26 protein-coding genes and 1 other RNA gene are annotated in these 24,375 nt (G+C 57.8%); 17 read left to right on the top strand and 10 right to left on the bottom strand.

The genetic code is table 11. The features are described 5' to 3' along the window. The first annotated feature begins 69 nt into the window (after positions 1-69). Complete coding sequence (locus BBA90_RS04670) at positions 70-570, top strand: M48 metallopeptidase family protein (protein WP_065648140.1); 501 nt, start codon at positions 70-72, stop codon at positions 568-570. Here BBA90_RS04670 and BBA90_RS04665 read toward each other — a convergent pair. Beyond that, complete coding sequence (locus BBA90_RS04665; RefSeq protein ID WP_065648139.1) at positions 567-2,255, bottom strand: chloride channel protein; 1,689 nt, start codon at positions 2,253-2,255, stop codon at positions 567-569. The genes BBA90_RS04670 and BBA90_RS04665 overlap by 4 nt on opposite strands. Before the next feature lie 137 nt (positions 2,256-2,392). Here BBA90_RS04665 and BBA90_RS04660 point away from each other — a divergent pair, with 137 nt between their 5' ends. From BBA90_RS04660 to BBA90_RS04610, 11 genes are all read left to right on the top strand, one after another. Beyond that, positions 2,393-3,379, top strand: coding sequence for a Gfo/Idh/MocA family protein (locus BBA90_RS04660; RefSeq protein ID WP_065648138.1), 987 nt, complete (start codon positions 2,393-2,395; stop codon positions 3,377-3,379). A 256-nt stretch (positions 3,380-3,635) separates the two neighbouring features. Further along, positions 3,636-4,604, top strand: coding sequence for a TerC family protein (locus BBA90_RS04655; RefSeq protein WP_065648360.1), 969 nt, complete (start codon positions 3,636-3,638; stop codon positions 4,602-4,604). Between the two features lie 229 nt (positions 4,605-4,833). Beyond that, positions 4,834-6,069 carry a serine/threonine transporter SstT gene (sstT, locus tag BBA90_RS04650; RefSeq protein ID WP_065648137.1) on the top strand — a complete coding sequence of 412 codons (1,236 nt, stop codon included), beginning with the start codon at positions 4,834-4,836 and terminating at the stop codon, positions 6,067-6,069. Positions 6,070-6,624: 555 nt separating this feature from the next. Continuing rightward, the gene (locus BBA90_RS04645) at positions 6,625-7,299 is read left to right on the top strand and encodes a DedA family protein (protein ID WP_065648136.1); all 675 of its coding nucleotides are present in this window, start codon (positions 6,625-6,627) and stop codon (positions 7,297-7,299) included. Further along, entirely contained in the window at positions 7,299-7,667 is a 369-nt protein-coding gene (gene mzrA, locus BBA90_RS04640; RefSeq protein ID WP_065648135.1) for an EnvZ/OmpR regulon moderator MzrA, read from the top strand. Before BBA90_RS04645 ends, mzrA begins: the two co-directional genes overlap by 1 nt. A 171-nt stretch (positions 7,668-7,838) precedes the next feature. Further along, entirely contained in the window at positions 7,839-8,210 is a 372-nt protein-coding gene (locus tag BBA90_RS04635; RefSeq protein WP_065648134.1) for a DUF1090 domain-containing protein, read from the top strand. Positions 8,211-8,245: 35 nt separating this feature from the next. Further along, positions 8,246-8,551, top strand: coding sequence for a DUF883 family protein (locus BBA90_RS04630; RefSeq protein WP_065648133.1), 306 nt, complete (start codon positions 8,246-8,248; stop codon positions 8,549-8,551). Position 8,552: 1 nt separating this feature from the next. Then, positions 8,553-8,951: a phage holin family protein gene (locus BBA90_RS04625; RefSeq protein ID WP_065648132.1), complete on the top strand. Its 399-nt coding sequence runs from the start codon at positions 8,553-8,555 to the stop codon at positions 8,949-8,951. Continuing rightward, positions 8,948-9,235, top strand: a complete 288-nt coding sequence (locus BBA90_RS04620; RefSeq protein WP_065648131.1) for a YqjK-like family protein — start codon at positions 8,948-8,950, stop codon at positions 9,233-9,235. The genes BBA90_RS04625 and BBA90_RS04620 overlap by 4 nt, the downstream gene beginning before the upstream one ends. A gap of 203 nt (positions 9,236-9,438) precedes the next feature. After that, positions 9,439-9,849 carry a DoxX family protein gene (locus tag BBA90_RS04615; RefSeq protein ID WP_039380520.1) on the top strand — a complete coding sequence of 137 codons (411 nt, stop codon included), beginning with the start codon at positions 9,439-9,441 and terminating at the stop codon, positions 9,847-9,849. 79 nt (positions 9,850-9,928) lie between these two features. Next, a complete protein-coding gene (locus BBA90_RS04610; protein WP_065648130.1) occupies positions 9,929-10,903 on the top strand; it encodes a glutathione S-transferase family protein in 975 nt (324 codons plus the stop codon). 152 nt (positions 10,904-11,055) lie between these two features. Here the strand turns inward: BBA90_RS04610 and rnpB are convergent. Then, positions 11,056-11,432: RNase P RNA component class A (rnpB, locus tag BBA90_RS04605), an RNA gene on the bottom strand. 33 nt (positions 11,433-11,465) lie between these two features. Further along, entirely contained in the window at positions 11,466-12,329 is an 864-nt protein-coding gene (gene rsmI, locus BBA90_RS04600; RefSeq protein ID WP_065648129.1) for a 16S rRNA (cytidine(1402)-2'-O)-methyltransferase, read from the bottom strand. Between the two features lie 62 nt (positions 12,330-12,391). Here rsmI and BBA90_RS04595 point away from each other — a divergent pair, with 62 nt between their 5' ends. The 4 genes from BBA90_RS04595 to dolP are packed head-to-tail and all read left to right on the top strand — an operon-like array spanning position 12,392 to position 15,961. Further along, positions 12,392-14,419 carry a penicillin-binding protein activator gene (locus BBA90_RS04595; protein WP_065648128.1) on the top strand — a complete coding sequence of 676 codons (2,028 nt, stop codon included), beginning with the start codon at positions 12,392-12,394 and terminating at the stop codon, positions 14,417-14,419. Continuing rightward, a complete protein-coding gene (locus tag BBA90_RS04590; protein WP_065648127.1) occupies positions 14,377-14,772 on the top strand; it encodes a YraN family protein in 396 nt (131 codons plus the stop codon). Before BBA90_RS04595 ends, BBA90_RS04590 begins: the two co-directional genes overlap by 43 nt. A gap of 14 nt (positions 14,773-14,786) precedes the next feature. After that, positions 14,787-15,374 carry a DnaA initiator-associating protein DiaA gene (diaA, locus tag BBA90_RS04585; protein WP_039380533.1) on the top strand — a complete coding sequence of 196 codons (588 nt, stop codon included), beginning with the start codon at positions 14,787-14,789 and terminating at the stop codon, positions 15,372-15,374. A gap of 14 nt (positions 15,375-15,388) precedes the next feature. After that, entirely contained in the window at positions 15,389-15,961 is a 573-nt protein-coding gene (dolP, locus tag BBA90_RS04580) for a division/outer membrane stress-associated lipid-binding lipoprotein (RefSeq protein WP_065648126.1), read from the top strand. Positions 15,962-16,001: 40 nt separating this feature from the next. Here dolP and BBA90_RS04575 read toward each other — a convergent pair whose 3' ends face one another. After that, positions 16,002-16,703, bottom strand: a complete 702-nt coding sequence (locus tag BBA90_RS04575; RefSeq protein WP_065648125.1) for a pirin family protein — start codon at positions 16,701-16,703, stop codon at positions 16,002-16,004. Between the two features lie 129 nt (positions 16,704-16,832). Here BBA90_RS04575 and BBA90_RS04570 point away from each other — a divergent pair, with 129 nt between their 5' ends. Further along, on the top strand, positions 16,833-17,738 hold the full coding sequence (locus BBA90_RS04570) for a LysR family transcriptional regulator (protein ID WP_065648124.1): 906 nt from the start codon (positions 16,833-16,835) through the stop codon (positions 17,736-17,738). On the opposite strand, the gene BBA90_RS04565 is transcribed toward BBA90_RS04570, so the two are convergent. The 6 genes from BBA90_RS04565 to BBA90_RS04540 form a co-directional block, all read right to left on the bottom strand. Continuing rightward, complete coding sequence (locus tag BBA90_RS04565) at positions 17,735-19,648, bottom strand: BglG family transcription antiterminator (RefSeq protein ID WP_065648123.1); 1,914 nt, start codon at positions 19,646-19,648, stop codon at positions 17,735-17,737. The genes BBA90_RS04570 and BBA90_RS04565 overlap by 4 nt on opposite strands. Before the next feature lie 21 nt (positions 19,649-19,669). Beyond that, positions 19,670-20,410, bottom strand: a complete 741-nt coding sequence (gene dagF, locus BBA90_RS04560; RefSeq protein ID WP_065648122.1) for a 2-dehydro-3-deoxy-phosphogluconate aldolase — start codon at positions 20,408-20,410, stop codon at positions 19,670-19,672. Beyond that, complete coding sequence (locus tag BBA90_RS04555) at positions 20,407-21,528, bottom strand: DgaE family pyridoxal phosphate-dependent ammonia lyase (protein ID WP_065648121.1); 1,122 nt, start codon at positions 21,526-21,528, stop codon at positions 20,407-20,409. Before BBA90_RS04555 ends, dagF begins: the two co-directional genes overlap by 4 nt. Then, positions 21,512-22,645 carry an amidohydrolase/deacetylase family metallohydrolase gene (locus BBA90_RS04550; RefSeq protein ID WP_065648120.1) on the bottom strand — a complete coding sequence of 378 codons (1,134 nt, stop codon included), beginning with the start codon at positions 22,643-22,645 and terminating at the stop codon, positions 21,512-21,514. Before BBA90_RS04550 ends, BBA90_RS04555 begins: the two co-directional genes overlap by 17 nt. 224 nt (positions 22,646-22,869) lie before the next feature. After that, the gene (locus BBA90_RS04545; RefSeq protein WP_065648119.1) at positions 22,870-23,517 is read right to left on the bottom strand and encodes a DUF4310 family protein; all 648 of its coding nucleotides are present in this window, start codon (positions 23,515-23,517) and stop codon (positions 22,870-22,872) included. 10 nt (positions 23,518-23,527) lie between these two features. Further along, positions 23,528-24,304: a DUF4311 domain-containing protein gene (locus tag BBA90_RS04540; protein ID WP_065648118.1), complete on the bottom strand. Its 777-nt coding sequence runs from the start codon at positions 24,302-24,304 to the stop codon at positions 23,528-23,530. Between the last annotated feature and the right edge of the window lie 71 nt (positions 24,305-24,375).

Below are 24,375 nucleotides of genomic sequence, written 5' to 3'. Positions count from 1 at the left end.
TGGTACACTTTGCGCAATTTTCGCCCTGAAAAGGGGGGCGCAGTATACTGTCTTTCGTCAGGAATCCCAATGTCATTAATTTATCTGCAGGGTTACCCTGAAAATATCCTCGAACAGGTGCAAACGCTGATCGATCATCAGCGATTAGGCGCGTTCCTGCAGCAGCGCTATCCTGAAACGCATGACGTGGTCAGCGATCGCGCGCTGTATGACTACACGCAGGCGATAAAAAATCGCTATATGCGCAGCGCACCGCCGGTAAGCAAAATCCTCTGGGATAATAAAATCAAAGTGATGAAGCATGCGCTGGGGCTGCACACGGCGATTTCGCGCGTACAGGGCGGCAACCTGAAAGCCAAAGCGGAGATCCGTATCTCCACCTTTTTCCGTCTCGCCCCTGAGCCTTTCCTGCGCATGATTGTGGTGCACGAACTCGCCCACCTCAAAGAGAAAGAGCACAGCAAAGCGTTCTATCAGCTCTGCTGCCATATGGAGCCTGACTATCATCAGCTGGAGTTTGACGCGCGCCTGTGGATGACCGATCAGGCGATGCGCGGCAACGCGGCTTAAAGAAACTCCTGCGCTTTCTGGATCAGACTGGTTTTTGTCAGGGCGCCCATAAAACGACGCTCCTGCGGATTGTTCAGCACCGGCAGCCGCTCAAGCGTCACGCGTGAAAACGCCTCCCACCCTTCGCGCATGCTCTGCCCCTGAAAAATGCAGGGGAAGTTGTTATCCATGACGGTGCTGACCGGCGAATCCAGGGTGATCTCCTGCGCCAGTACCTTGCGCGAGATATCGTGAATAGAGACCACGCCCAGGAACTGCTCTGCCTGATTCAGTACGTAAACATAGCGTTCACGCTTCAGCGAGCTGACCGCCAGCGCCTGTCCGACCGACTCTTCGGGCTGCAGCGCTGCGCCAGGAATAATCAGCTGATCGACACGCATATGGTCAAAATCGTACCAGGCTTCAGAACGGCTCAGGTGGTGACTGACTACCGGATAAGTGCTGGCGGACTGCAGGCGATAGACCACCATCGAAGCCAGCACGGAAGCGATCATCAGCGGAAACAGCAGGCTGCTGTTAAGCGTCATCTCCAGCACCATCAGCATGGCCATCAGCGGAGCCTGACTCACCGCGGCCAGCACGGCGGCCATGCCTATTGCTGCATAAAGCAGCGTATCTCCCGTCGGCAGCTGCAGCGCCGCCGCACTCTGCGCCAGAATCACCCCGAGCAGTGCGCCGATCAGCAGCGAAGGGGTGAACAGTCCGCCTACGGCGTTTGAGCCTACGGAAAGCGTTGTGGCCAGCGTTTTGAGTAAAAGCAGCAGCAGTAATCCGGTGATGACGTAATGGCCCTCAATGATCTTTACGATCACTTCATACCCGTTACCGAGAATATCCGTAGAGATCAGCGCCAGTAACCCTACGGCTACCCCGCCCGCACCAAGCCGCAGCGGTAGCGATCGCACGCGGCTGAACAGTCGCCGGCTGCGACCAATCAGCGCGATCAACAGCCAGCCGGCAACGCCCGCCACCAGACCAATCAGTACCGTCACCAGCAGACTGGTCACATCCATCTGAAACAGCGTATCGGCAAGCGGATAAAGCGCATTGCGAAAACCCAGCGCCCACATGGTCATCACCGCGACCGCAGAGGACACAATCAGCGGGATCAGTCGCTGCAGGGCTGAAATACCAAAAGCAATTTCCGCAACAAAGATCGCCGAGGCAAGCGGTGCGTGGTACACCGAGGAGAGGCCTGCCGCCGCCGCCATCGCGACAATATCGCTGTTGCGCAGGTTAAGCGATGCCGGCAGCCAGCGCCCCAGCAGACTGCCGCTGAGCGCTGAGAGCTGTACCATCGGTCCCTCTTTACCGATTGAGGCACCGCTGCCAATACTGGCGATTGAAGAGAGTGCACGAAACAGAGAAGTACGCGTCGGCACGGCGTCCAGCCTGGCATTAATCACTTCCAGATAGTCCGTTTTTACCGTCTCCTGCTGCTCAATGGCGACGGCATAGCGCAGAAACCAGCCCGCCAGCACGCCGCCCGCCCCCACCAGCAGCGGCCAGAAGATCCACGGCCAGACGTGCATCGCCACGGTGATCTCATGGTCACTGTTAAACAGCAGCTGGTTAATCATGTCGATGATGCCGCGAAACGCCAGCGTCACCAGCGAGGCCATCAGCCCCACAGGAATGGCAATCAGCAGCGTGGTCCAGTTTAGTGCATGTTTGCTTCCGCTCACCCGGCTCTCCCGTTCGCAGGCTTTCAGACTTAAGGGCTCACTATATTGGAATGCGGATCGCAGGATCAAATGCTGCCGGATAGTTTCCTGCCGCAGCATGCTACCCTGCGGCTTTCTTTTATCAGGAGAGCAGGCCTGTGATTCGCTTTGCCATTGTTGGCACCAACTGGATTACCCGTCAGTTTATTGACGCCGCACATGCGAGCGGCAGATTCACGCTCAGCGCAGTGTACTCCCGCAGCCAGCAGCAGGCAGAGGCCTTTGCCGCTGATTACGCCTGCCCGCTGACATTTACCTCGTCTGAAGCGATGGCGGCGTGCCGCGATATCGACGCGGTTTATATTGCGAGCCCGAATGCACTGCATTGCGAACAGGCGCTGCTGTTCATGTCTCACGGCAAGCATGTGATCTGCGAGAAACCGCTGGCCTCCACGCTGCGTGAAGCCGACGCGATGATCGCCTGTGCACAGCAGCATCAGGTTGTGCTGTTTGAAGCATTCAAAACCGCCAGCCTGCCTAACTTTCATCAGCTGCAGCGCGCTCTGCCGCAGCTGGGCACGCTGCGCAAGGCGCTGTTCAGCTACTGTCAGTACTCTTCCCGTTATCCGCGCTATCTTGCGGGCGAAAACCCGAATACGTTTGACCCGCGCTGGTCCAATGGCTCAATTATGGATATTGGCTATTACTGCCTGGCCGCTGCCGTCACGCTATGGGGTGCCCCCTGCCGCGTAACGGCTGAAGCCACGCTGCTGCCCAGCGGCACAGATGCGCACGGGACGGTGATCCTCCACTATGGCGATTTTGATGTCACCCTGCTGCATTCCAAAGTCAGCAACTCCGCTATTCCGAGTGAAATTCAGGGGGAAGCGGGTTCGCTGCTTATTGAGAAGCTGGCGGAGTGTCAGCAGTTGCGGCTACTGCCACGCAGCGGTACCGGGCAGGATCTGACGCAGCCGCAGCACAGCAATACGATGCGCTATGAAGCCGAAGTGTTTGCCAGCCTGGTAGAAACGCAGCAGATCGCTCACCCTGCCCTCGCGATCTCCCGGCTGACAGCAGAACTGCTGACCACCATCCGCCAGCAAACCGGCGTGGTGTTTCCTGCCGATCGCCATGAAGTGTAAATATTGCTAAATATGTCTGGTCGTGCATTGCATCGTCCTGCGGCTGCGCTATTTTTTCCTAAGCAAAGGGGAGTAACTTGTCAGCTGATTGATCGTCATTACGATGTGTAGCGCATCCGGTCGTCAGGCAACCCGGAAGTGATTCTGTGTTGTAAGTGAGACCTTGCCGGAAGGCGAGGTGCGCTTGCAGCGTAATGAAAGCGGCTTACGTCTTCTGACGGAGCCGTTTTTTTTAACTTTCGCACAGGACACCATTATGCAATCGATAGGCACACCGTTACTCTGGGGCAGTTTTACCGTTGTTGTGCTGATTATGCTGGCGATCGATCTGCTGCTGCAGGGCCGGCGCGGCGCACAAACCATGTCGTTCAGACAGGCGGCTATCTGGTCACTGATCTGGGTGTCCGTTTCACTGCTGTTTGCTGCCGCTTTCTGGTGGTATCTCGATACGCACGCCGGCCGCGAGGTCGCCACTACGCAGACGCTCGCTTTTCTGACCGGGTACGTACTGGAAAAAGCGCTGGCGGTGGATAACGTCTTTGTCTGGCTGATGCTGTTCAGCTACTTTGCTATACCGCCCCAGCTGCAGCGGCGCGTACTGATCTACGGCGTACTGGGCGCTATTGTCTTGCGTACCATCATGATTTTCGCCGGCAGCTGGCTGGTCATGCAGTTCAGCTGGATCCTCTATATTTTTGGTGCCTTTCTGCTGTTCACCGGCATTAAGATGGCGCTTGCACGTGAGGATGACACGGCTGTAGGTGATAAACCGGTGGTACGCTGGCTGCGTCAGCATCTGCGCATGACCGATTCGCTGGAGGGTGAGAAGTTTTTTATTCGCCGTAACGGGGTACTGTTTGCCACCCCGCTGCTGCTGGTTCTGATCATGGTCGAGCTTAGCGATGTGATTTTTGCTGTTGACAGTATTCCGGCTATTTTTGCGGTGACCACCGATCCCTTTATTGTGCTGACCTCTAACCTGTTTGCCATCCTGGGCCTGCGCGCCATGTATTTCCTGCTGTCAAACGTGGCGGAGCGCTTCTCTATGCTGAAATATGGTCTGGCCGTGGTACTGGTGTTTATCGGTATTAAGATGCTGATCGTCGAGTTTTATCACATTCCGGTCGCTGTCTCACTCAGCGTGGTGGGCGTTATTCTCGGGGGAACGCTGCTGATTAATGCCTGGGTTAACCGTCGAAATGACCGCCGGCGGATCTCACCATAATCTTCTGCAGGGGCGTAAATCGCCCCTGCTTTATTTTGCCGCAGTGTAACTTTCCCTTTTTTATCCCTGTCACACTTCTTCTGTTTAGCAGATTAAAAAATCGATCCCGCACGCAAAGCCGGAATTATCGCTTTTCTCACCAGCACTTTTCCTTATACTCCGCCCGGCAAACCCTCTGGCGCGGAATAAACGCGCACCACACTCATGACCGATAGTAAAAGATCACGATATGCAAAATAACCTTTCCAGAGTGGCAGGCGTGCTGTTTAAAGGCAGCCTGGTCAAACAAATCATGATAGGCCTGGTGGCCGGCGTGGCGCTGGCGTGGCTGTCCCGCGATGCCGCGTTAGCCGCCGGCCTGCTGGGTGAACTCTTTGTCCGGGCACTGAAAGCCGTCGCGCCGCTGCTGGTTCTGGTGCTGGTTATCGCGTCCATTGCGAACCATCAGCAGGGACAGAAAACCAATATCCGTCCCATCATTATGCTTTATCTGCTCAGCACCCTGTTTGCCGCGATGGTCGCGGTGATTTTCAGCCACCTTTTTCCGCAGACGCTGTCACTCGTGGCCGGCGATACCACCATTACGCCACCTTCCGGTATCACTGAGGTGCTGCATGGCCTTCTGATGAGCATGGTGGCTAATCCGTTTGATGCGCTGATGAACGCGAACTACATCGGCATACTGGTCTGGGCGCTGGGTCTTGGCCTGGCGTTCCGTCACGCCAGTCCGGGTACCAAAGATTTCTTAAATGACGCTTCACACGCGGCAACCTGGGTTGTGCGCTGTGTGATCCGCTGCGCACCACTGGGTATCTTCGGCCTTGTTGCCTCTATTCTGGCCTCAACCGGCTTTGGCGCACTATGGGAATATGGCAGCCTACTGGTCCTGCTGATTGGCTGCATGCTGTTTATGGCGCTGATCGTAAATCCGCTGCTGGTGTATCAGAAAATCCGGCGTAATCCCTATCCACTGGTGTTTACCTGCATCCGCGAAAGCGGCGTGACGGCTTTCTTTACCCGCAGTTCAGCCGCCAATATCCCGGTTAACATGGCGCTGGCAAAACGGCTTAACCTTGATGAAGACACTTACTCCGTGTCCATTCCGCTGGGTGCAACTATCAGTATGGCGGGGGCGTCCATTACCATTACCGTTCTGACTCTGGCTGCAGTACATACGCTCGGTATCGATGTCGATGTCCCGACAGCCATTCTGCTGAGCCTGGTCGCCACGCTGTGCGCCTGCGGCGCCTCCGGCGTAGCGGGTGGGTCGCTGCTGTTGATCCCCGTGGCCTGTAATATGTTCGGCATCCCTAACGACCTGGCAATGCAGGTTGTGGCGGTTGGATTTATTATCGGCGTCCTGCAGGACTCAGCGGAAACGGCCCTTAACTCTTCAACCGATATTCTGTTTACTGCGGCTGTCTGCCAGGCAGAAGCGGAACGTCAGCCTGGCACCGCGACCTGACTCTCCTCTGCGGCGCACGATGTGCGCCGCACGCTTTCCGCCCTCGTGTTGCCTTCACTCACTTCTGCCGCACCCAACAAACTGCCGCCGTAAACTGGCAATGTTGCCATATCTGGAAAATACTAAGCGGTGGCGGTGCAGCGGTGACATACATAACGCGGCCTCTGCCTGTAATTGCAACTTGTTTGCCGGAAACCGGTTAATCAGGCCGAACAACGTAAAAATGACCCTATCTGCCTGTTCTGAACCAGCAGGCGAGGTCAGATAATCTGCAATAGTGTCAGCTCGTGTAAAGCTCCTTTTACTCCTGGCTGCAAAGGGTAAAACTCCACTACAACGGATATATTGCACTGTCTGAATTGGGAAGTATTTGTTACAGTTATCGCCCTTTTTTTACCTTTTGCGACAAGGCCATCCAAAAGTCGCTGATTTAACACTTATAGCCGCATGGATACGGACCTCTGCTCAGGTGGCATACCCAAAATGTATAACTCACCTCTGCCTGCGCTTTAGCCCCTGATGGGCTCGTTTAACAATGATGTTCGGGAAAGATTGATGGATATTTTGAAAGCACTGCTGCATGCCCTGTGGCAGCAGGATTATGAGATGCTCTCTGACCCCACTCTGGTGTGGGCAATCTATGGCCTGCTGTTCATGATTCTGTTCCTTGAAAATGGCTTGCTCCCTGCCGCCTTCCTGCCCGGTGATAGTCTGCTGATCCTTGTCGGCGTGCTGATTGCCAAAGGCACAATGACTTTCCCCCTGACGCTGCTGGTTCTGACCACAGGTGCCAGCCTCGGCTGCTGGGTAAGTTATATCCAGGGACGATGGCTGGGAAACACCCCAACCGTACAAAAATGGCTGTCACACCTGCCGGCACAATATCATCAGCGCGCCCACAGCCTGTTCCATCGTCACGGTCTCTCTGCCCTGCTGATTGGGCGCTTTATCGCGTTTGTGCGAACGCTGCTGCCCACGATTGCCGGATTATCTGGCCTGAGTAATGCGCGCTTTCAGTTCTTTAACTGGATGAGTGGCTTCCTGTGGGTGCTGATTCTAACCGTCCTCGGCTTTGCACTGGGCAAAACGCCGCTGTTTCGCCGTTACGAAGATGAGCTGATGTTTTTTCTGATGATGCTGCCGCTGGCGCTGCTGGTCATTGGCCTGATCGGCTCGCTGGTGGTGCTGTGGCGTAAGCGTCAGGCAGGACAAAACGGGAAAGCGCAGTAATGAAAACAGGACGTCTCTTTACCCGACCACTGCTGCCGTGGCTGTGCGGCGGCATACTGCTGCTGCTCGCGGCAGGTGCGGCTCCGCTACTCTGGCAGCATGAAACCGTGGTACAAATTCGCGTGGCCCATAGCGGGACCAACCTGCCGGATGGCTTTTATCTTTATCAGCAGCTATCCGCCCAGGGCGTGCGCATTAAAAGTATCACGCCAGCAGGAGATGCGCTGGTAATCCACTTTGAAGATGAAGAACAGAGCCTGGCAGCGCAGAAAGTATTACGCCGTTTATTACCACAAGGCTTTGTTGTGGCTGCAGATCCGCAGGCCTCACAGCAGCCGCACGATACCAATCCTCCGACCTACAGTTAATCCGATCGTCTGACCTGCCGTCAGACGATACTTTTTCTCTGCTATCTCTCCGTCTTTTTTGAATTTTTGCCCTGGCTGACTATGCTTAACGGTAGCACAAGCCGACGTAACGCCGGGATACGCTCCTGTCTGGCAGGCGACGGTTCATCAACAAGGGAAGGTGCGAACGTGATGAAACAACTTCTTCTGGGCGCCATGCTTGTCTCCTGCTCTGGCTCTCTGCTGGCGGCAGAGTCTCTGTGTCAGCAAAAAGAGCGCGATATCCGGCATGAGATTGCCATGGCAAAAGCGCACGATAATCAGCGCCGGGTCAACGGCCTGGAGCGTGCGCTGACAGAAGTTCGCGCCAGCTGCAGCGACCGGCAGCTGAAGTCAGCGCACTCAGAGCGTCTGAAGTCGCAGCAGAACAAGGTAGCCGAGCGCGAACAGGAACTGCAGAAAGCGCGTGCCGACAGGGACGACAAAGACAAAATTGAAAAACGTGAACGCAAGCTGGATGAGGCAAGGCAGGAGCTGAAAAAGCTTGCTGCAGAGCCTTACTAATCGGACGTAAATAATTAAAGTAATGGAGAACTCTCATGGCTAAAGACACCACATCTGAACATCTGCGCGCTGAGCTGAAAAATCTGGCCGACACCCTGGAAGAAGTATTAAGCAGCTCAACAGACAAATCACGCAGTGAACTGGATCGCCTGCGTCATAAAGCGCGCGGCGCACTGGAAAGCTCACGTGAGCGTCTGGGCGACTCCGGTGAGCGTATCGCCAAAACCACGCGCGAAGCCGCAGAGAAAGCGGAAGACTATGTGCGTGAAAATCCGTGGCACGGCGTTGGCGTTGGCGCAGCCGTGGGCGTGCTGATTGGCATTCTGATTTCGCGTCGTTGATATGAACGATTCTCAGCAAAGCCACGGCCCGGGCAAAGGGGTCTTTAACATCGGTCAGCGCGTGGTGACTACGCTGGTCAGTATGGTCGAGACGCGTGTCCGGCTGGCCGTTGTTGAGCTGGAAGAAGAGAAAGCCAATCTGATCCAGATGCTGATCATGATTGGCCTGACCATGCTGTTTACGGCATTTGGGCTGATGAGCCTGATGGTTCTGATCATCTGGGCGGTCGACGCGCAATACCGGCTGATGGCAATCGGAGTGACCACAGGCGTACTGTTTGTGCTTGCGCTGATTTTTGGCTTGTGGACGCTGCGCAAATCGCGTCAGTCGACGCTGCTGCGCCATACCCGTAAAGAGCTTGATTCCGATCGTAAATTACTGGAGGAGGACCGCTCATGAGCAGTCGCCATGAACGCGAAGCCCGCATTCATGAACTCCTTAATACGGTTCAGCAGCAGCGTCTCGATTTGAGCGCAGCGGGACGTGACTGGCTGGAAAATACAGCCCGTTACGATCGCGGCTGGCTGACGCTGGTGAGCTGTCGTCGCTATCTGGCAATAGGCAGCAGCGCGCTAGCTATCTGGTCAGTGCGCAGCCCTAACCGGCTGCTGCGCATCGCTAAACGCGGCTTCGGCCTGTGGAGCACCTGGCGTATGATCAAGTCATCCATGCCAGGGCGCTAACCGCTCTATAAAAAACCGGACCAGCAGGTCCGGTTTTTTTTCGTCAGAATTCCTGAACAACTTCGACAGTTTATCTTGCTTACAACCCTTTCGCACCGCGATTATTATCTCTCTCCATCAGCCCGGTGAACGTTTATCTGCGTTGCAGCGGGAAATTAACGGACAGGTTTTCAGCCTGCCACAAAATTACGCTGGAGTAGATGATGAAAAAATTCGAAGATGCAGGACTGTTAGCCGCGCGTGTACTGATGACTATTCTGTTTATTACGGCCGGCTGGGGCAAAATTACCGCTTATGCCGGCACCGAGCAGTATATGCAGGCAATGGGCGTGCCGGGCTTTATGCTGCCGCTGGTGATCCTGCTGGAACTGGGCGGCGGCCTGGCCATTCTGTTTGGTTTCCTGACGCGCTTTACCGCACTGTTTACCGCAGGCTTTACGCTGCTGACCGCGTTTCTGTTTCACAGCAACTTTGCAGAAGGCGTGAACCAGCTGATGTTTATGAAAAACCTCAGCATTGCCGGTGGTTTCCTGGTTCTGGGTCTGGTGGGACCGGGTGCCTGGAGTATTGACCGCCTGATCCGCCAGCGCATGGCACCGGCCGCCGCCCGTTAAGCGCGCAGGTCGCTTACAGCAGATATACTGAATACAGGGGCAGAGGATCATCCTCGCCCCTTTTTTCTATGGAGGGCATATGGGACAGCTGATTGAGGGTGTCTGGCACGACACCTGGTACGATACAACATCAACCGGAGGCCGTTTCAAACGGTCAGAATCAGCGTGGCGTAACTGGATCACGCCCGATGGCAGCGCCGGCCCTGACGGTAAGCCTGGCTTTGCGGCAGAGCGCGATCGCTACCACCTGTACGTTTCACTTGCCTGCCCGTGGGCGCATCGCACGCTGCTGATGCGTAAGCTTAAAGGGCTGGAAGAGATGATATCGGTTTCAGTGGTTCATCCGCTGATGCTGGAAAATGGCTGGACGTTTGATGACAGCTTCCCGGATGCCACCGGCGACACGCTGTATCAGCATGAGTTTCTCTACCAGCTCTATCTTCATGCCGACCCGCACTACAGCGGTCGTGTTACCGTGCCGGTGCTGTGGGATAAGCAGCAGCATACCATTGTCAGCAATGAGTCAGCCGACATTATCCGCATGCTTAACAGCGCATTTGATGCACAGGGCGCGCGGGCCGGCGACTACTATCCTGCCGATCTGCGCGATAAGATCGACGAACTCAACGGCTGGATCTACGATACGGTCAATAATGGCGTCTATAAGAGCGGTTTTGCTACCTCTCAGGCCGCTTACGATGAAGCCGTTACCGCTCTGTTTCATTCGCTGGCGCGGCTGGAGCAGATTCTGGGACAGCATCGCTATCTGACCGGCGATCGCCTGACTGAAGCCGATCTGCGCCTGTGGACAACGCTGGTGCGCTTTGATCCGGTTTACGTCACGCACTTCAAGTGCGACAGACACCGTATAAGTGACTATCGCAATCTGAATGGCTTTCTGCGCGATATTTACCAGATGCCCGGTATTGCAGAGACGGTGAACCTGCCGCAGATCCGTCATCACTATTACTGCAGCCATAAAACCATTAACCCAAACGGCGTGATTTCACTCGGTCCGGCATTTGACTGGGATGAACCGCATGGCCGCGGTTAATCGCGTGCAAAACGGGCGCCATTAATGGCGCCCCTGTAATTAACCGTAGGGGACGCATTCATGCGTCCCTGGCCGCAGAGAGCAACGCAGATACCTGCACTCGCGGCTCAGAAAACAAAAAGCCCCGCCGAAGCGGGGCTTTTCATTTGAAAGGTCGAAACTGACCGATAAGCCGGGTTCTGTCGTGGACAGTCATTCATCTAGGCCAGCAATCGCTCACTGGCTCAAGCAGCCTACCCGGGTTCAGTACGGGCCGTACCATGTGAACCCCTATTTGGCCTTGCTCCGGGTGGAGTTTACCGTGCCACGGACTGTTGCCAGCCGCGCGGTGCGCTCTTACCGCACCCTTTCACCCTTACCTGATCCCGTTTCCGGGCCATCGGCGGTTTGCTCTCTGTTGCACTGGTCGTAGGCTTGCGCCCCCCAGGCGTTACCTGGCACCCTGCCCTGTGGAGCCCGGACTTTCCTCCCCTCTGCCTGTCTCCCCCGAAAGGGACGACGACAAAGCGGCGACTGTCTGGTCAGCTTCGGCGCAGGATAATAGGCGATCTGGACGCATTTGTCACTCCTCTTGCTGCGCCAGCGCATATTTATACAGCGCATTTTTTTTCACGCCGTGAATTTCAGCGGTCAGCGCGGCAGCTTTCTTCAGCGGCAGCTCTGCCTGCAGCAGCGCCAGCGTCCGTAGCGCCTCAGCTGGCAGCGCCTCCTCGTCAGCCTTATGCCCCTCGACAATCAGCACCATCTCGCCCTTGCGCCGGTTCTCATCTTCCCGCACCCAGGCGAGCAGCTCTCCCACCGGCGCGCCATACAGTGACTCCCAGGTTTTGGTCAGCTCGCGCGCCAGCACCACATAGCGCGCCGCGCCCCATACCGTTTCCATATCCTGCAGCGTATCCAGCAGGCGATGCGTTGACTCATAAAACACCAGCGTACGCGGCTCTTCACTCAGCGCACGCAGTGCATCACAGCGTCCTTTGCTTTTCGCAGGCAGGAATCCTTCATAACAGAAGCGATCGGAGGGTAATCCCGCTGCGCTTAATGCGGCAATGGCCGCACAGGCGCCGGGCAGCGGCACAACGCGTACGCCCGCTTCGCGGCAGCGACGCACCAGATGATAGCCAGGATCGTTGATCAACGGCGTGCCGGCATCGGAAACCAGAGCTATACTCTGCCCCTCCTGCAGCTTCGCCAGCAGCACGTCAGCTTTCTGCTGTTCGTTATGATCGTGAAGTGCGAACAGCCGCGCATTGATGGCGAAATGTTGTAGCAACAGCCCGGTATGACGTGTATCTTCCGCTGCAACGAGATCGACGCCCGCCAGCACCGTCAGCGCACGCTGTGTGATATCACCCAGGTTACCGATCGGGGTAGGAACGATATAGAGCGTACTGGCAGAAATCTCTGCCCGATCGAGTTGTTTCATTGTCTCATCCGAATTGCCGATTTAATATTGAGCATCAAGAAAAAAACATCACTGGATACAGTATGCTTCCTTCAAAAGTCGTACGTCGTAAAGCAGGACGCTTTGTACCTGTTCTTCTCGCCGGGCTGATTCTGGCCGCCTGTAGCGGCCAGGGTCCGCAGCAAACCTCTAACGTCAATATTCAGGGCCCCGCAACCGGACGCTCTGACTATTATCTGCAGCAGGCACAGCAAAGCAGCGATGATAGCAAGACCGACTGGCAATTACTTGCCATCCGTGCCCTGTTGAAGGAAGGAAAGTATCCTCAGGCACAGACACAGCTTGGCCAGCTGCCGCAGCAGCTCTCTGATGTACAGCAGCAGGAGCTGCAGCTGCTGCGCGCACAGCTGCAGATTGCGCAGCAAAATTACAGTGGTGCTCAGCAGCAGCTAAGCCCGGTCAAAGTGGCCGCTCTCTCTTCCGATCAGCAGGTACGCTACTACGCGCTGCAGATTGCAGCGGCACAGAACCGGCCATCGCTGGCGCTGCTGCGCGCCTATATTGCGCAGGAGCCGCTCTTAAAGGGCGATGAACATCAGAGCAATATCGACGCAACCTGGCAGGCGCTGACCCAGCTGACGCAGGATCAGCTTAACAGCGTAGTTATCAATGCCGATGAAAATACGCTGCAGGGCTGGCTCGATCTGCTTAATACCTGGCATGCCAGCAGCCAGGATCCGCAGATGCTGAAAACGGCCATCAGCGACTGGCAGACCCGCTACCCGCAAAATCCGGCGGCAAAAACGCTGCCAACGCAGCTCAGCCAGGTTAAAAACTTCAGTCAGGCTTCCACCAGTACCATCGCCCTGCTGCTGCCGCTGAACGGTCAGGCGCAGGTATTTGCAGGCGCAATTCAGAAAGGCTTCAACGATGCCAGAAATGGCGTGCTGAACGCTGCCCCCGCGCAGAGCAGCACGCCGGAAAACGCCACTGCCCAGCCTGTGCCTGAAGCGACAACGGATACCGGGACGGCCAATAGCGTGGTCAGTCCTGCGGCCGCCAGCATGCCGCCGCAGGAGAGTGTGCAGCAGCAGCCTGCCGCACCGGCTTCACAGCCGGCAGCCAGCAGCGCACAGATTAAAGTGTACGATACCAGCAGCCAGCCGATCGCGCAGGTGATGCAGCAGGCGCAGCAGGATGGCGCCACGCTGGTGGTTGGCCCGCTGCTGAAAAATCATGTGGAAGAGGTGGCAAACAGCCAGACGCCGCTCAACGTCCTGGCGTTAAACGAGCCGGAACAGATCCAGAACCATCCGAATATCTGCTATTTTGCGCTTTCTCCTGAAGACGAAGCGCGCGATGCAGCGCACCATATCTATGAACAGGGCAAGCGCCAGCCGCTGCTGCTGCTGCCGCGCAGCAGCTATGGCGACCGGGTCGGAAAAGCGTTTGCAGAAGAGTGGCAGCAGCTGGGCGGCGCAACGGTACTGCAGCAGCGCTTTGGCGGCGTAGCGGAGCTTAAACAGGGCATTAACAGCGGAGCTGGTATCGCGCTGAGCGGTACGCCGCTGACGGTACAAATGGAGCAGCCGCAAAGCGTTGCCGTCGCAGGTCTGACGATTCCGGCGCCGCAGAGCGCCACGCCGGCACCGGCAGCTGAAAGCAGTGGCGGCAGCGTGGACGCAGTGTATATCATTGCCAGCCAGAATGAACTGCAGCTGATCAAACCGATGATCGCTATGCGTACCAGCAGCCGCAACAGCACGGCGCTTTATGCCAGCTCACGCAGCGCGCAGGCCGGTGCGGGTCCCGATTTCCGCCTGGAGATGGAAGGCCTGCAGTATAGCGATATTCCGCTGCTCTCCGGCGCAAATCCCGGCCTGATGCAGCAGGCAGCGAAAGCGTTCAACAATGACTATTCGCTGGTACGCCTCTATGCCATGGGCATCGATGCCTGGACGCTGGCAACGCAGTTTAACCAGATGCGGCAGGTATCGGGTTTTGCCATTGATGGCAATACCGGTAAGCTGAGCGCCGACACGGATTGTGTGATTAACAGGAAGCTGGCATGGAACCAGTATCGTCAGGGACAGGTCGTTCCGGTACAGTAAACCGCCAGCGTCTCGGCGCGGAGCATGAGCAGCAGGCGCGTCACTATCTGGAGCGCGCCGGGCTGAAGTGGGTCGCCAGTAACGTCCGCTTTCGCGGAGGCGAACTTGACCTGATTATGCGCGATGCCGACTGCTGGGTATTTGTGGAAGTGCGTTACCGGCGCGATGCGCGCTATGGCGGAGCAGCCGCCAGCGTGACGCGCCAGAAACAACAGAAGCTGCTGCGGGCAGCAGCGCTCTGGCTGCTGACGCGCGGCGGCAGTTTTGAGACGGTAAATTGCCGTTTTGACATCATTGCCATTACCGGGCGCGAACTGACGTGGCTGCCCGCTGCTTTTAATGCCGATGAATAGAACCAGGTGGTCTTGTGCAGGACAGAATTAAAGCATGTTTTACTGAAAGCATTCAGACGCAAATTGCCGCAGCCGAAGCGCTGCCGGATGCCATTTCCCGCGCCGCGATGACGCTGGTGCAGTCGCTGCTGAATGGCCATAAAATTCTCAGCTGTGGCAACGGTGCGTCTGCGGCCAATGCGCAGCACTTTGCGGCCAGCATGATTAACCGGTTTGAAACCGAACGTCCCAGCCTGCCAGCCCTGGCGCTAAGCGCGGATAACGTTATGCTCACCGCGATCGGTAACGATCGTCTGCATGATGAAATCTATGCCAAGCAGGTACGGGCGCTGGGTCAGGCGGGTGATGTCCTGCTGGCGATCTCAACCCGGGGTAATACCCGCGACATCGTTAAAGCAGTGGAAGCTGCAGTGACCCGCGATATGACCATCGTTGCGCTCACCGGGCATGATGGCGGCGAACTGGCTGGCCTGCTCGGCCCTCACGATGTGGAAATCCGCATTCCCTCTCATCACAGTGCGCGCATTCAGGAGATGCATATGCTGACGCTGAACTGCCTGTGCGACTTGATCGATAACACCCTCTTTCCCCACCAGGAATGACTGAAGGAGCTCACATGAAAGCATTGAACGCTATCGCCCTGCTGTTAACCGCTATGCTGCTGCAGGGCTGCGTGGCCGTAGTTGCCGGCGGCGCCGCCGTTGCCACTAAAACCGCCACCGACCCCCGCACCGTGGGTACACAGGTTGATGACGGCACGCTGGAGCTGCGCGTTTCTAATGCGCTGGCGAAAGACGAACAGATAAAAAATCAGGCGCGGGTCATTGTGACCGCTTATCAGGGCAAAGTGCTGCTGACCGGTCAGGCGCCGTCTGCCGATCTCGCCAGCCGTGCCAAACAGATCGCCATGGGCGTCGACGGGGCAACAGAAGTCTACAATGAGATCCGCACCGGAGAGAAGGTCAGCCTCGGCACCTCTTCTTCCGATACCTGGATCACCACCAAGATCCGCTCGCAGCTGCTGGGCAGCGATCAGGTCAAATCGTCTAACGTTAAAGTCACGACAGAAAACGGGGAAGTGTTCCTGCTGGGGCTGGTGACGCAGGAAGAAGCCACGGCGGCGGCAGATATCGCCAGCCGGGTCAGCGGCGTGAAGCACGTAACAACGGCCTTTACCATTCTGAAGTAATCTGCACCTTTTCTTTCAGGGCGGCGCTGGCCGCCCTTTTTTATGCCGGCAAATCAATGACCAGCGCACGCAGCGGCGTCTCTGCCTGCAGGATAAGCTGCTGCTCATCACGGATAAACGCGCCATCGCCGCACTGCAGCCGCTGCTGATTCGCGCTGCTGCTGCGCACATCCAGCGTACCGTGAATCGACTGCAGGTACGCGCGCGCGCCGCGCAGCTGCACACGCTGCTGCTCTCCCGGCGCTAACGTCACCTGATATACCCTGGCATCCTGCCGCAGTTGCAGACTCTGCTCTGCGCCATCTGGCGAAGCCAGCAGCAGCGGCGACCGGCCGTTCAGCGTCATCTGCTGCAGCAGCGGATTTTCCCGTTCCGGACAGGCGCTCAGCCAGAGCTGCAGGCGCGTCAGCGGCTGATCTTTGCTGATGTTTATCTCGCTGTAGCTTACGCCCTGTCGCGTTGACAGCAGCATCGCCTCACCTGCCCTTACGGTCAGGCGCTGTCCTTCACTGTCGCGATACTCCGCCTCGCCCTGCAGCACCAGATTTAACACATCAACCTGCGGATAGGTACGGGGCTGAAAAGCGGCACCCGGCGCCAGCACCTCCTGATTCAGCACGCGCAGCGCGGCGTATCCCATAAGTTCAGGATCGAAATAGTGGCCAAAAGAGAAGCTATAGCGCGCCTGCAACCAGCCAAAATCAGCCTGGCCACATGCGGACGCGCAGCGGGTTGTCATCATGCTATACCTCCGGTGCACTGCAGGAAACGCTCACTACAGGCTCAATCGGTTTATGGTAAAAGGCTGGACGGCGGAATGTTAGCCAGTTAATCTGCCCGGCATATTCAAATTTACTGACAGAGAATCAGTATGGCTAAAGAGCGTGCATTAACGTTAGAAGCGTTACGGGTGATGGATGCGATTGACCGGCGCGGCAGCTTTGCCGCCGCGGCAGATGAGCTGGGACGCGTCCCCTCTGCGCTGAGCTATACCATGCAGAAGCTGGAAGAGGAGCTGGATGTGGTGCTGTTTGATCGCTCCGGCCATCGCACCAAATTCACTAACGTTGGCCGGATGCTGCTGGAGCGCGGTCGCGTGCTGCTGGAGGCTGCAGATAAGCTGACCACCGACGCAGAAGCGCTGGCGCGCGGCTGGGAAACGCATCTCACTATCGTAGCGGAAGCGCTGATCCCCACTGACCTGCTGTTTCCGCTGGTCAGCAAGCTGTCAGAAAAAGCCAATACGCAGATATCTCTGATCACGGAAGTGCTGGCGGGCGCGTGGGAGCGGCTGGAGCAGGGCCGGGCCGATATCGTGATTGCGCCTGACCTGCACTTCCGCGCCTCCAGCGAGATCAACACCCGCAAGCTCTACACCATTATGAGCGTTTATGTCGCCAGTCCGGACCACCCTATTCATCAGGAGGCAGAGCCGCTTTCGGAAGTCACGCGTGTGAAATATCGCGGTATTGCCGTCGCTGATACGGCGCGTGAACGTCCGGTGCTGACGGTTCAGCTGCTGGATAAGCAGCAGCGTCTTACGGTCAGCAGCATGGATGATAAACGGCGGGCCCTGCTGGCGGGGCTTGGCGTCGCCACCATGCCTTATCCGATGGTGGAAAAAGATATTGCCGAGGGCCGGCTGCGCGTGGTCAGCGCTGAGTATACGCGCGAAGTGGATATCATTATGGCCTGGCGTCGCGACAGCATGGGTGAAGCCAAAGCCTGGTGCCTGCGCGAAATTCCAAAGCTGCTGGCAAAGCGCAATCAGGTCTAGTCAGGACGGCTCAGGCACTCTATCGCCACCGTTTTAAAATGGTCAAAGTCACGACACTCCCGCAGGCGCGGCATGGCGCGTTCGCGCAAAAACGTGACAAACAGATCGTACAGCGCCATCGCCTCTTCATATTCACGCTTGCTGATGGCGAGCAGAAAGATCACAAAGGCGGTCTCATCACCCCAGCTGACGCCATGCGGCGCAATCACGGTATAGACCGCGGTTTTCTGCGCCAGCAGGCCGAGCGCATGCGGCAACGCAATGCCGTCTCCCAGCAGGGTACTGACAATCGCTTCACGCTCGACCACGGACGGATAAAAGTCCGCTGCAACGAATCCCTGCCCCTGCAGACGATCACACAGCCGCTGAAAGAGCGCCTGCTGCGTCAGGGGCTGATCCAGCACCATAAAATGCTGCGCGGAAAAATATTTTTCCAGCATCCACGGCCGGGTGCGATCCACCAGAACCAGTTTGCCAAGCTGCTCCAGCTGAAACCCGGTCGGAAAGGGTGACATCACCACCACCGGCCGGTTCTTTTCATTCAGCCGCGCCGTAGAAATAACAAAATCTTCTTCTATCCGCTCGCGCAGCGCGTAGTCACGCTGCGTCAGCCGGGCAGCAACCACCAGCTGCGGATATTTGCGCAGCAGCAGCGCCTCAATCATCCGCAGCGTTGAGGTTCCGCTGTCGCACACCAGCAGCACGCGCGGGTGGCGCTGATAGCCAACGTTATAGTGCCGCTCCAGCCCCACGCCAATATGCAGCACCAGAAAGCCAATCTCATTTTCGCTCAGCGTATAAGGGGTATATTTGCTCCAGCTGCTGACGGCAGCCAGCGTGACATCCCACGCCAGCGGATAGTGCTGTTTGATGTTGCTCAGCAGCGGGTTAGGAATATGGATCTGATAGCGCACCCGGGTGATCATCGATTTGATATGGGTAAGCAGATCGGCACGCAGCTGCTCATCGTGCTGCAGCTGATAGGCATAATGGGTATTGATGTAACTCAGCAGCCAGCTCACCAGTGCGTCAGCATCATCTGCATTGATGGTGCTCGGCTCCAGCGCCTGGATCTGGCGCGCGGCGATGTTAACGCGCAGCCAGTTCTCCTCTGCCCGTGATAAAGCTTTGCCGGTGAGTGGTTGCAGCTGATGCACCAGCGCGTGCGCCGCCTCACGCACCTCTTCGCCCACCTCTTCTGCGCCCGGATCGCTGAGCGGAAAACCTTCGCTGATGCGGCGCACCGCTACCGCGCAGTAGATCAGCAGGTAGCGTTCTCCCTCATCGCTGAGACGGATAGCGTAACGGCTGAGGCAGTGCTGCAGCAGCGGTTGCAGCTGCGCCAGCATATCGCTGCGCAGCACTTCAATGCTCAGCAGCGGGCTGTCGGGCGTCTCCTGATCAATCTGCCACAGCAGATCGGTAAGGCAGGTGCGGATGGCCGTCTCGCTGCCAAACAATTTCATGCCGTAGCGGGGTTTGGTTTCGATATGCAGATGATAGCGACCCAGCCACTCCCGCACCTCCGCCATATCTCCCTGCAGCGTGGCGCGACTGACAAACCACTCTTCCGAGAGATCTTCCAGCCGCAGCGACCAGGCCGCGGTGAGAAACCGGCTGAGCAGATAGCGTACCCGCTCCTGTGAGGTGCGCGGCACCCGCAGCGGCGCGCTGCTTTGCTGCTGCAGCGAGTCAAAGCGTGCCGCGTCGCCGACCTGCAGCTGATAGCCGGCGCCGCGTGCCAGCACAAACTGTGCGCCGTGTTGCTCCAGCAGCGCGTTCAGCGCCGCAATATCGGTGCGCACCGTGCGCGTAGAGACCGAGAAACGCCGCGCCAGCTCATCCTGCGGCAGCGTTTCATGCTGCAGCGCAGCAAACAGCTGCGCCAGACGCTGATTAGGAAATCTCACAAAGCCTCACCCGTGACGAAGTTATTGCAGCAATGCCTTGCACGTTGCCAGAAGCTGACGCACATCGTCAATGCGCGTCTCGCCGCTCGCGCTGTCGATAATTGAACTGTAGACGTGCGGGATCACTTTGCTGACGCCAGCCTCCAGCGCAATCTGCACAATCTCTGCAAAATTATGCAGATCGATACCGCCGGTAGGCTCCAGCCAGAAATCGCGCCGGGCGCACGCCTCTGCCACCGCGCGATACTCCGCCACCGCGCTCAGACCGCCCATCGGAAAATATTTTACCGAGCTGCCGCCCATGTCCTGCAGCATGGCGATGGCACTGTCAATCGGTACGATCGCTTCCGCCGCCTGTGAGCTCAGCGGGCCGGTGGAGATCTTCACCTTGCCCGGCGTTCCGCTGGGGGAGACCAGACCATTTACCACCGTCTGCGACTGTCCCAGCCGCGCGCGGCTGGTGGCTACCCCGGTAAACACCTGATTCACGTGCTGCGGCTGCAGCACCGCCGCCAGCTCGCTCACCATAGCAGACTGACGCGGATCGCCGGCCCCCAGACCGATCGAAAGCGCATTATCGATCAGCGCAGCGTAGTCACGCATGTCAGCCAGCGCCGCGTCGTGGCTGGCGTAATTTTTGGACAGCACGCCAACCAGCACATGCCCTTCCGCCGCCTGCCAGATGTCGCGTGCGTTCTGCTTTGAGCCCGCCAGCACGTTGAGACAGAGACGATCCTGATAAAAGTCGGGGGTCAGCTTCATGCGTTGTTCCTTTCTGCCAGCAGCGCGTCGATACGGCTAAAGATAATCTGCAGCTGCGCTGCAGTGACGCTGCGCACGTCTGCTTCGATAATGCTTTCGTTCGCCTTATAGCCGCGAAAATAGATAGCGATGTCACCACTTTTCAGCGCCTGGACCAGATCGCCGGCTGACCAGCCGGTCAGCGCTTCATCGAAATGAATTTCTGTACGCGCGATGTCGCGCCCGGCGCTGTCCCACACCACCCGTGCGGTGACGCCTGGCAGCTGGTTAAGCTGGTCAATAAAGGGCGTCATGTGCTGAACCATCTCGCTGCCGCTCGTCTTTGGCTGCGACAGGTAGCGCTCAATAGCCTGCGTCAGACCCAGAATTCCCTCTTTGCCCACTTTCATCGCGCGTCCGATGCCGTTGCTCTGCCGTTTTACCCACTCAACATAGCGGCTGCGCCCTACCACCAGACCGCTGGATGGCCCCTCTATCGCCTTGGCACCACTGTAGATCACCAGGTCTGCCCCCATCTGGTAGTAGGCGCGCAGATCCTCTTCTGCGGCCGCATCCACAATCAGCGGGATGCCGTGCTGTTGCGCGACTTCTGCCGCCTGCGCCACGCTGAGATGGCTTTTTTGCACGCAGTGGTGCGATTTTACGTAAAGCAGCGCTGCCGTAGCCGGCGTGATCGCCGCCGCCAGCTGCGCGGCGGAACACTCGTTGCTGTAACCCGCTTCCACCAGCCGACCGCCGCCCAGCGCCACCATGGTGCCGACCGGCGCGCCGTAGTTCACGTTATGCCCTTTAGGCACGACGATCTCATGCGGGACCGTGAGCGGTGCCGCATGCAGGTTATCCAGCAGCCAGGCGTTATCTTTCACAATGACCCCGGCCACACACTGAGCAATTCCCGCTGAGGCGCAGGAGACCACGACGGCGCTCTCTGCCTGCAGCAATCCGGCAATATAGTCCCCGGTGTGATTCACCAGATCTTTCATCTCAAAATAGTGGTTCAGGCCATAGCTGACGCTGTCCACAACCTCAGGCGCCGGTGTCGAGACGCCCAGAATAGTCATGCGGCCTGACGCGTTGATGACCTGTTTCAGGCGATATTTTTCATACACTGAAGACATGATGACGCTTTCCCTCTTCGGTCAGATGCCACTGGCCTGCCACTGTCACAGCCACCGGCAAAAAATGGTGCTCTCCCGCCACCTGCTCACCTTCGGCATCGGTAAACGGACGGGTCTCCTGATTCACGCTGAAAATAGTCAGATCGGCATCGCTGCCCGGCGTCAGCGCGCCTTTACCGCTGAGGCGCAGCGCCGCCGCGGCCTGAGTCGTCACGCAGGCGATCACCTGCGGCAGCGTCATGCCCAGCGCAAGGAATTTAGACATCACGTGCGCGAGGCTGTGTACCGGCCCGTGCAGGCGATTGCGGCAGTAGATATCCGAGCTGATGGTATCGGGCAGAATGCCGCGGGCGATCGCCTGTCGCGCAACCGCGAAGCTGAAGCTGGCGCTGCCGTGCCCGATGTCGAGCGTTACGCCGCGCGCCAGCGCCTGACTGACCGCCGCCTTGAGTTCGCCCTGCGCGGAGAGGATGCGGTTCGGTTTGCCGTTAAAGCAGTGCGTGATGATATCGCCGGCGGTCAGCAGCTCAGCGATCTCCTCCAGCACCGGCGGATCATTGCCGATGTGTACCATAAGCGGCAGATCGCCGGCAGCGTGCTGGATCGCTTTGGCGCGGATCAGCGGTGCAATGCCGTTCTCCCCGACCACGCTGCTGCTCATGCGCGCTTTCAGACCGACAATAAACCCGGGATGGCGCGTGACCGCCTGCACCACCGCCGCTTCATCAATCTGTTGCATGTCCGCCAGTTCGTTCTGGGTAACTATTCCGGTGCGGGCAACGTTGATCAGCGCCCTGACGTCAGTGGTGGCGTGGCGCGTCAGCTGCCGGAAGTCATCAATCTGGTCGGCACCGGTGCTGCCGGCATCCACCACGGTGGTCACACCCTGTGCCACGCCGACAGCGTCCGCTTCATCGTGGTAGACAGGCGATTTTGCATAGCAGTGCACGTGACTGTCTATCCAGCCTGCGCTGACATACCAGCGCCCGGCCAGATCGCGCTCCTGCTGCGCAGTGCCCTCCACTTTGCCAACCGCGGCGATTTTGCCGTCCTGAAGGGCGATATCGACCAGCTGCTCATCGCACAGTCGTGCGCGACGCAGAATCAGATCAAACATGGTTACTCCTTACTGCGTGTGTTGCCAGGTGCGCATAAATGCGTGCCCTGCAGAACAATTCGTTTGTGTCCAGGGGCGCATGAATGCGCCTCATGCGGAACAATTCGTTTGCGGCCAGGGGCGCATGAATGCGCCCCCTACAGCACAATTTGTTTGCGGCTTGGGGCGCATAAATGCGCCCCCTACAGCCTTACCGTAGGGGCGCCATTCATGGCGCCCGCCTGTTACAGCGAAATCGGGAACATTGCGCCCAGTATCATGGCGCCAAGGATCGCGCCGCCGGTAATCGGCTTGTTCCACAGATAGAACAGCAGAGCACCCGCCAGCGAACCCAGGCCAATCGGAATGGAAGCGGCCATCGCTGACAGGATAATCAGCGGACCAAGAAAGCGCCCGGAGGCGTTGCCTGCACCCATCATGACATCGGCGCCGTAGGTGGAGTCGCTCTGGTTGATGGTGAATTTACGCGCCAGAATAATGACGTAACCAATCGCCACCCCAATCACCAGACCCGTTACCAGCGAAGCCGCAAAGTTCGCCACTGGAAACACAATACCGGCACCCAGCAGCAGCGCCGGTACACCCAGCCCGACGCCGGTCTGGATCGCCCCGCCGATGTCCAGAATACCAACCAGCGAGCCTTCAATGATGCGGGCAAACAGAAAGCTGGCACCAAACGCGGCGACCGCACCATACACGCCGGTTTCCATGCCGGCCCGCAGCATCGAGACAAATGCCACTTCGTTAAAGGCGCCGATACCGTAGAGGTAGTACATATGCGTACCGGCAAATACGCCGGATGAGAGCAGACCAACAAAAATCGGGAAGGACCAGTCGGCATACCAGAAGCCGCGGTTTTCATGTTCGTTCATGGATGGCTCCTTATTTGCCGCTCAGGCTGTTGTGGATCATGTCAAGCCAGCCTGGAACGCCGAGCTGGAACGATTGCAGCAGTTTCATATCAAACCCGCGGAAGAAACCGCTCAGCACAAACAGCAGTACAATGGCCGCCATCATGACTTTCGTCACCCGGTTCCAGCCGCTCTCCTCTACCCCTTTCCCGATCAGGATCCCCAGCACCAGCCCCGGCACGGCGTTACCCATAATCAGCTGCGCCAGGCCGCCAAAGATCGTGGCCCAGAAGCCCGACTTCCTGCCGGCATCGATGGCTGCCAGCCAGAAAATCACCGGCATGACGGTGTTAACCAGCAGGTTAGCTGCCGGTACCAGCACTTTAACTGCCGTCACCTGCAATGCAGCCGGTACGGCTGAGGCGGTGCTGTTCAGAAAGGCCACGACGATCATGCCGATGATGCCGCAGGCTATCGCCATGCGTTTCGGGTTATGCAGCGTCTCTGCTACGTTGCGGTTTTTTACCATCAGCGCCGCAGCGCCCCAGTTCGGCAGAATGCGGTGATCCACATCCTGCGTGAAGGAGCCAGCGGCCACCGAAGAGGCCCAGGCGTTGAAAAAGAAGCCGAGACCAAAAGAGAAGTGGGAAGCGGGATCGCCTTCGCACGAGTTAAGCTCGCCCAGGGTACGAAACGCGCCCATGCCCTGCGTGACCGGCGCGTGGAACATGCGCGCCGCGCCGGCTCCCACGCCGACGCCGACCAGCCCGCCGATAATTAACGACTTAAACAAAATGATGAGAAACATAGTGTTGTACCCTTTATTGTCATTGTTGCACCGGGCCAGCCTGCTTCCCTGGCGGGATAACGCTCAGACCC

The organism is Pantoea eucrina (genome assembly GCF_001691555.1).
Taxonomy (GTDB): domain Bacteria; phylum Pseudomonadota; class Gammaproteobacteria; order Enterobacterales; family Enterobacteriaceae; genus Pantoea; species Pantoea borealis.
This window is presented reverse-complemented; position numbering and strand designations above follow the sequence as displayed.

What these genes read in the sequence shown, in the direction of transcription:
- BBA90_RS04670 (WP_065648140.1), top strand. Translation starts at nt 70, where the DNA reads ATGTCATTAATTTATCTGCAGGGTTACCCTGAAAATATCCTCGAACAG.
- BBA90_RS04655 (WP_065648360.1), top strand. Translation starts at nt 3,636, where the DNA reads ATGCAATCGATAGGCACACCGTTACTCTGGGGCAGTTTTACCGTTGTT.
- sstT (WP_065648137.1), top strand. Translation starts at nt 4,834, where the DNA reads ATGCAAAATAACCTTTCCAGAGTGGCAGGCGTGCTGTTTAAAGGCAGC.
- BBA90_RS04645 (WP_065648136.1), top strand. Translation starts at nt 6,625, where the DNA reads ATGGATATTTTGAAAGCACTGCTGCATGCCCTGTGGCAGCAGGATTAT.
- mzrA (WP_065648135.1), top strand. Translation starts at nt 7,299, where the DNA reads ATGAAAACAGGACGTCTCTTTACCCGACCACTGCTGCCGTGGCTGTGC.
- BBA90_RS04635 (WP_065648134.1), top strand. Translation starts at nt 7,839, where the DNA reads ATGAAACAACTTCTTCTGGGCGCCATGCTTGTCTCCTGCTCTGGCTCT.
- BBA90_RS04630 (WP_065648133.1), top strand. Translation starts at nt 8,246, where the DNA reads ATGGCTAAAGACACCACATCTGAACATCTGCGCGCTGAGCTGAAAAAT.
- BBA90_RS04625 (WP_065648132.1), top strand. Translation starts at nt 8,553, where the DNA reads ATGAACGATTCTCAGCAAAGCCACGGCCCGGGCAAAGGGGTCTTTAAC.
- BBA90_RS04620 (WP_065648131.1), top strand. Translation starts at nt 8,948, where the DNA reads ATGAGCAGTCGCCATGAACGCGAAGCCCGCATTCATGAACTCCTTAAT.
- BBA90_RS04615 (WP_039380520.1), top strand. Translation starts at nt 9,439, where the DNA reads ATGAAAAAATTCGAAGATGCAGGACTGTTAGCCGCGCGTGTACTGATG.
- BBA90_RS04610 (WP_065648130.1), top strand. Translation starts at nt 9,929, where the DNA reads ATGGGACAGCTGATTGAGGGTGTCTGGCACGACACCTGGTACGATACA.
- rsmI (WP_065648129.1), bottom strand. Translation starts at nt 12,329, where the DNA reads ATGAAACAACTCGATCGGGCAGAGATTTCTGCCAGTACGCTCTATATC.
- BBA90_RS04595 (WP_065648128.1), top strand. Translation starts at nt 12,392, where the DNA reads ATGCTTCCTTCAAAAGTCGTACGTCGTAAAGCAGGACGCTTTGTACCT.
- BBA90_RS04590 (WP_065648127.1), top strand. Translation starts at nt 14,377, where the DNA reads ATGGAACCAGTATCGTCAGGGACAGGTCGTTCCGGTACAGTAAACCGC.
- dolP (WP_065648126.1), top strand. Translation starts at nt 15,389, where the DNA reads ATGAAAGCATTGAACGCTATCGCCCTGCTGTTAACCGCTATGCTGCTG.
- BBA90_RS04575 (WP_065648125.1), bottom strand. Translation starts at nt 16,703, where the DNA reads ATGATGACAACCCGCTGCGCGTCCGCATGTGGCCAGGCTGATTTTGGC.
- BBA90_RS04570 (WP_065648124.1), top strand. Translation starts at nt 16,833, where the DNA reads ATGGCTAAAGAGCGTGCATTAACGTTAGAAGCGTTACGGGTGATGGAT.
- dagF (WP_065648122.1), bottom strand. Translation starts at nt 20,410, where the DNA reads ATGAAGCTGACCCCCGACTTTTATCAGGATCGTCTCTGTCTCAACGTG.
- BBA90_RS04555 (WP_065648121.1), bottom strand. Translation starts at nt 21,528, where the DNA reads ATGTCTTCAGTGTATGAAAAATATCGCCTGAAACAGGTCATCAACGCG.
- BBA90_RS04550 (WP_065648120.1), bottom strand. Translation starts at nt 22,645, where the DNA reads ATGTTTGATCTGATTCTGCGTCGCGCACGACTGTGCGATGAGCAGCTG.
- BBA90_RS04545 (WP_065648119.1), bottom strand. Translation starts at nt 23,517, where the DNA reads ATGAACGAACATGAAAACCGCGGCTTCTGGTATGCCGACTGGTCCTTC.
- BBA90_RS04540 (WP_065648118.1), bottom strand. Translation starts at nt 24,304, where the DNA reads ATGTTTCTCATCATTTTGTTTAAGTCGTTAATTATCGGCGGGCTGGTC.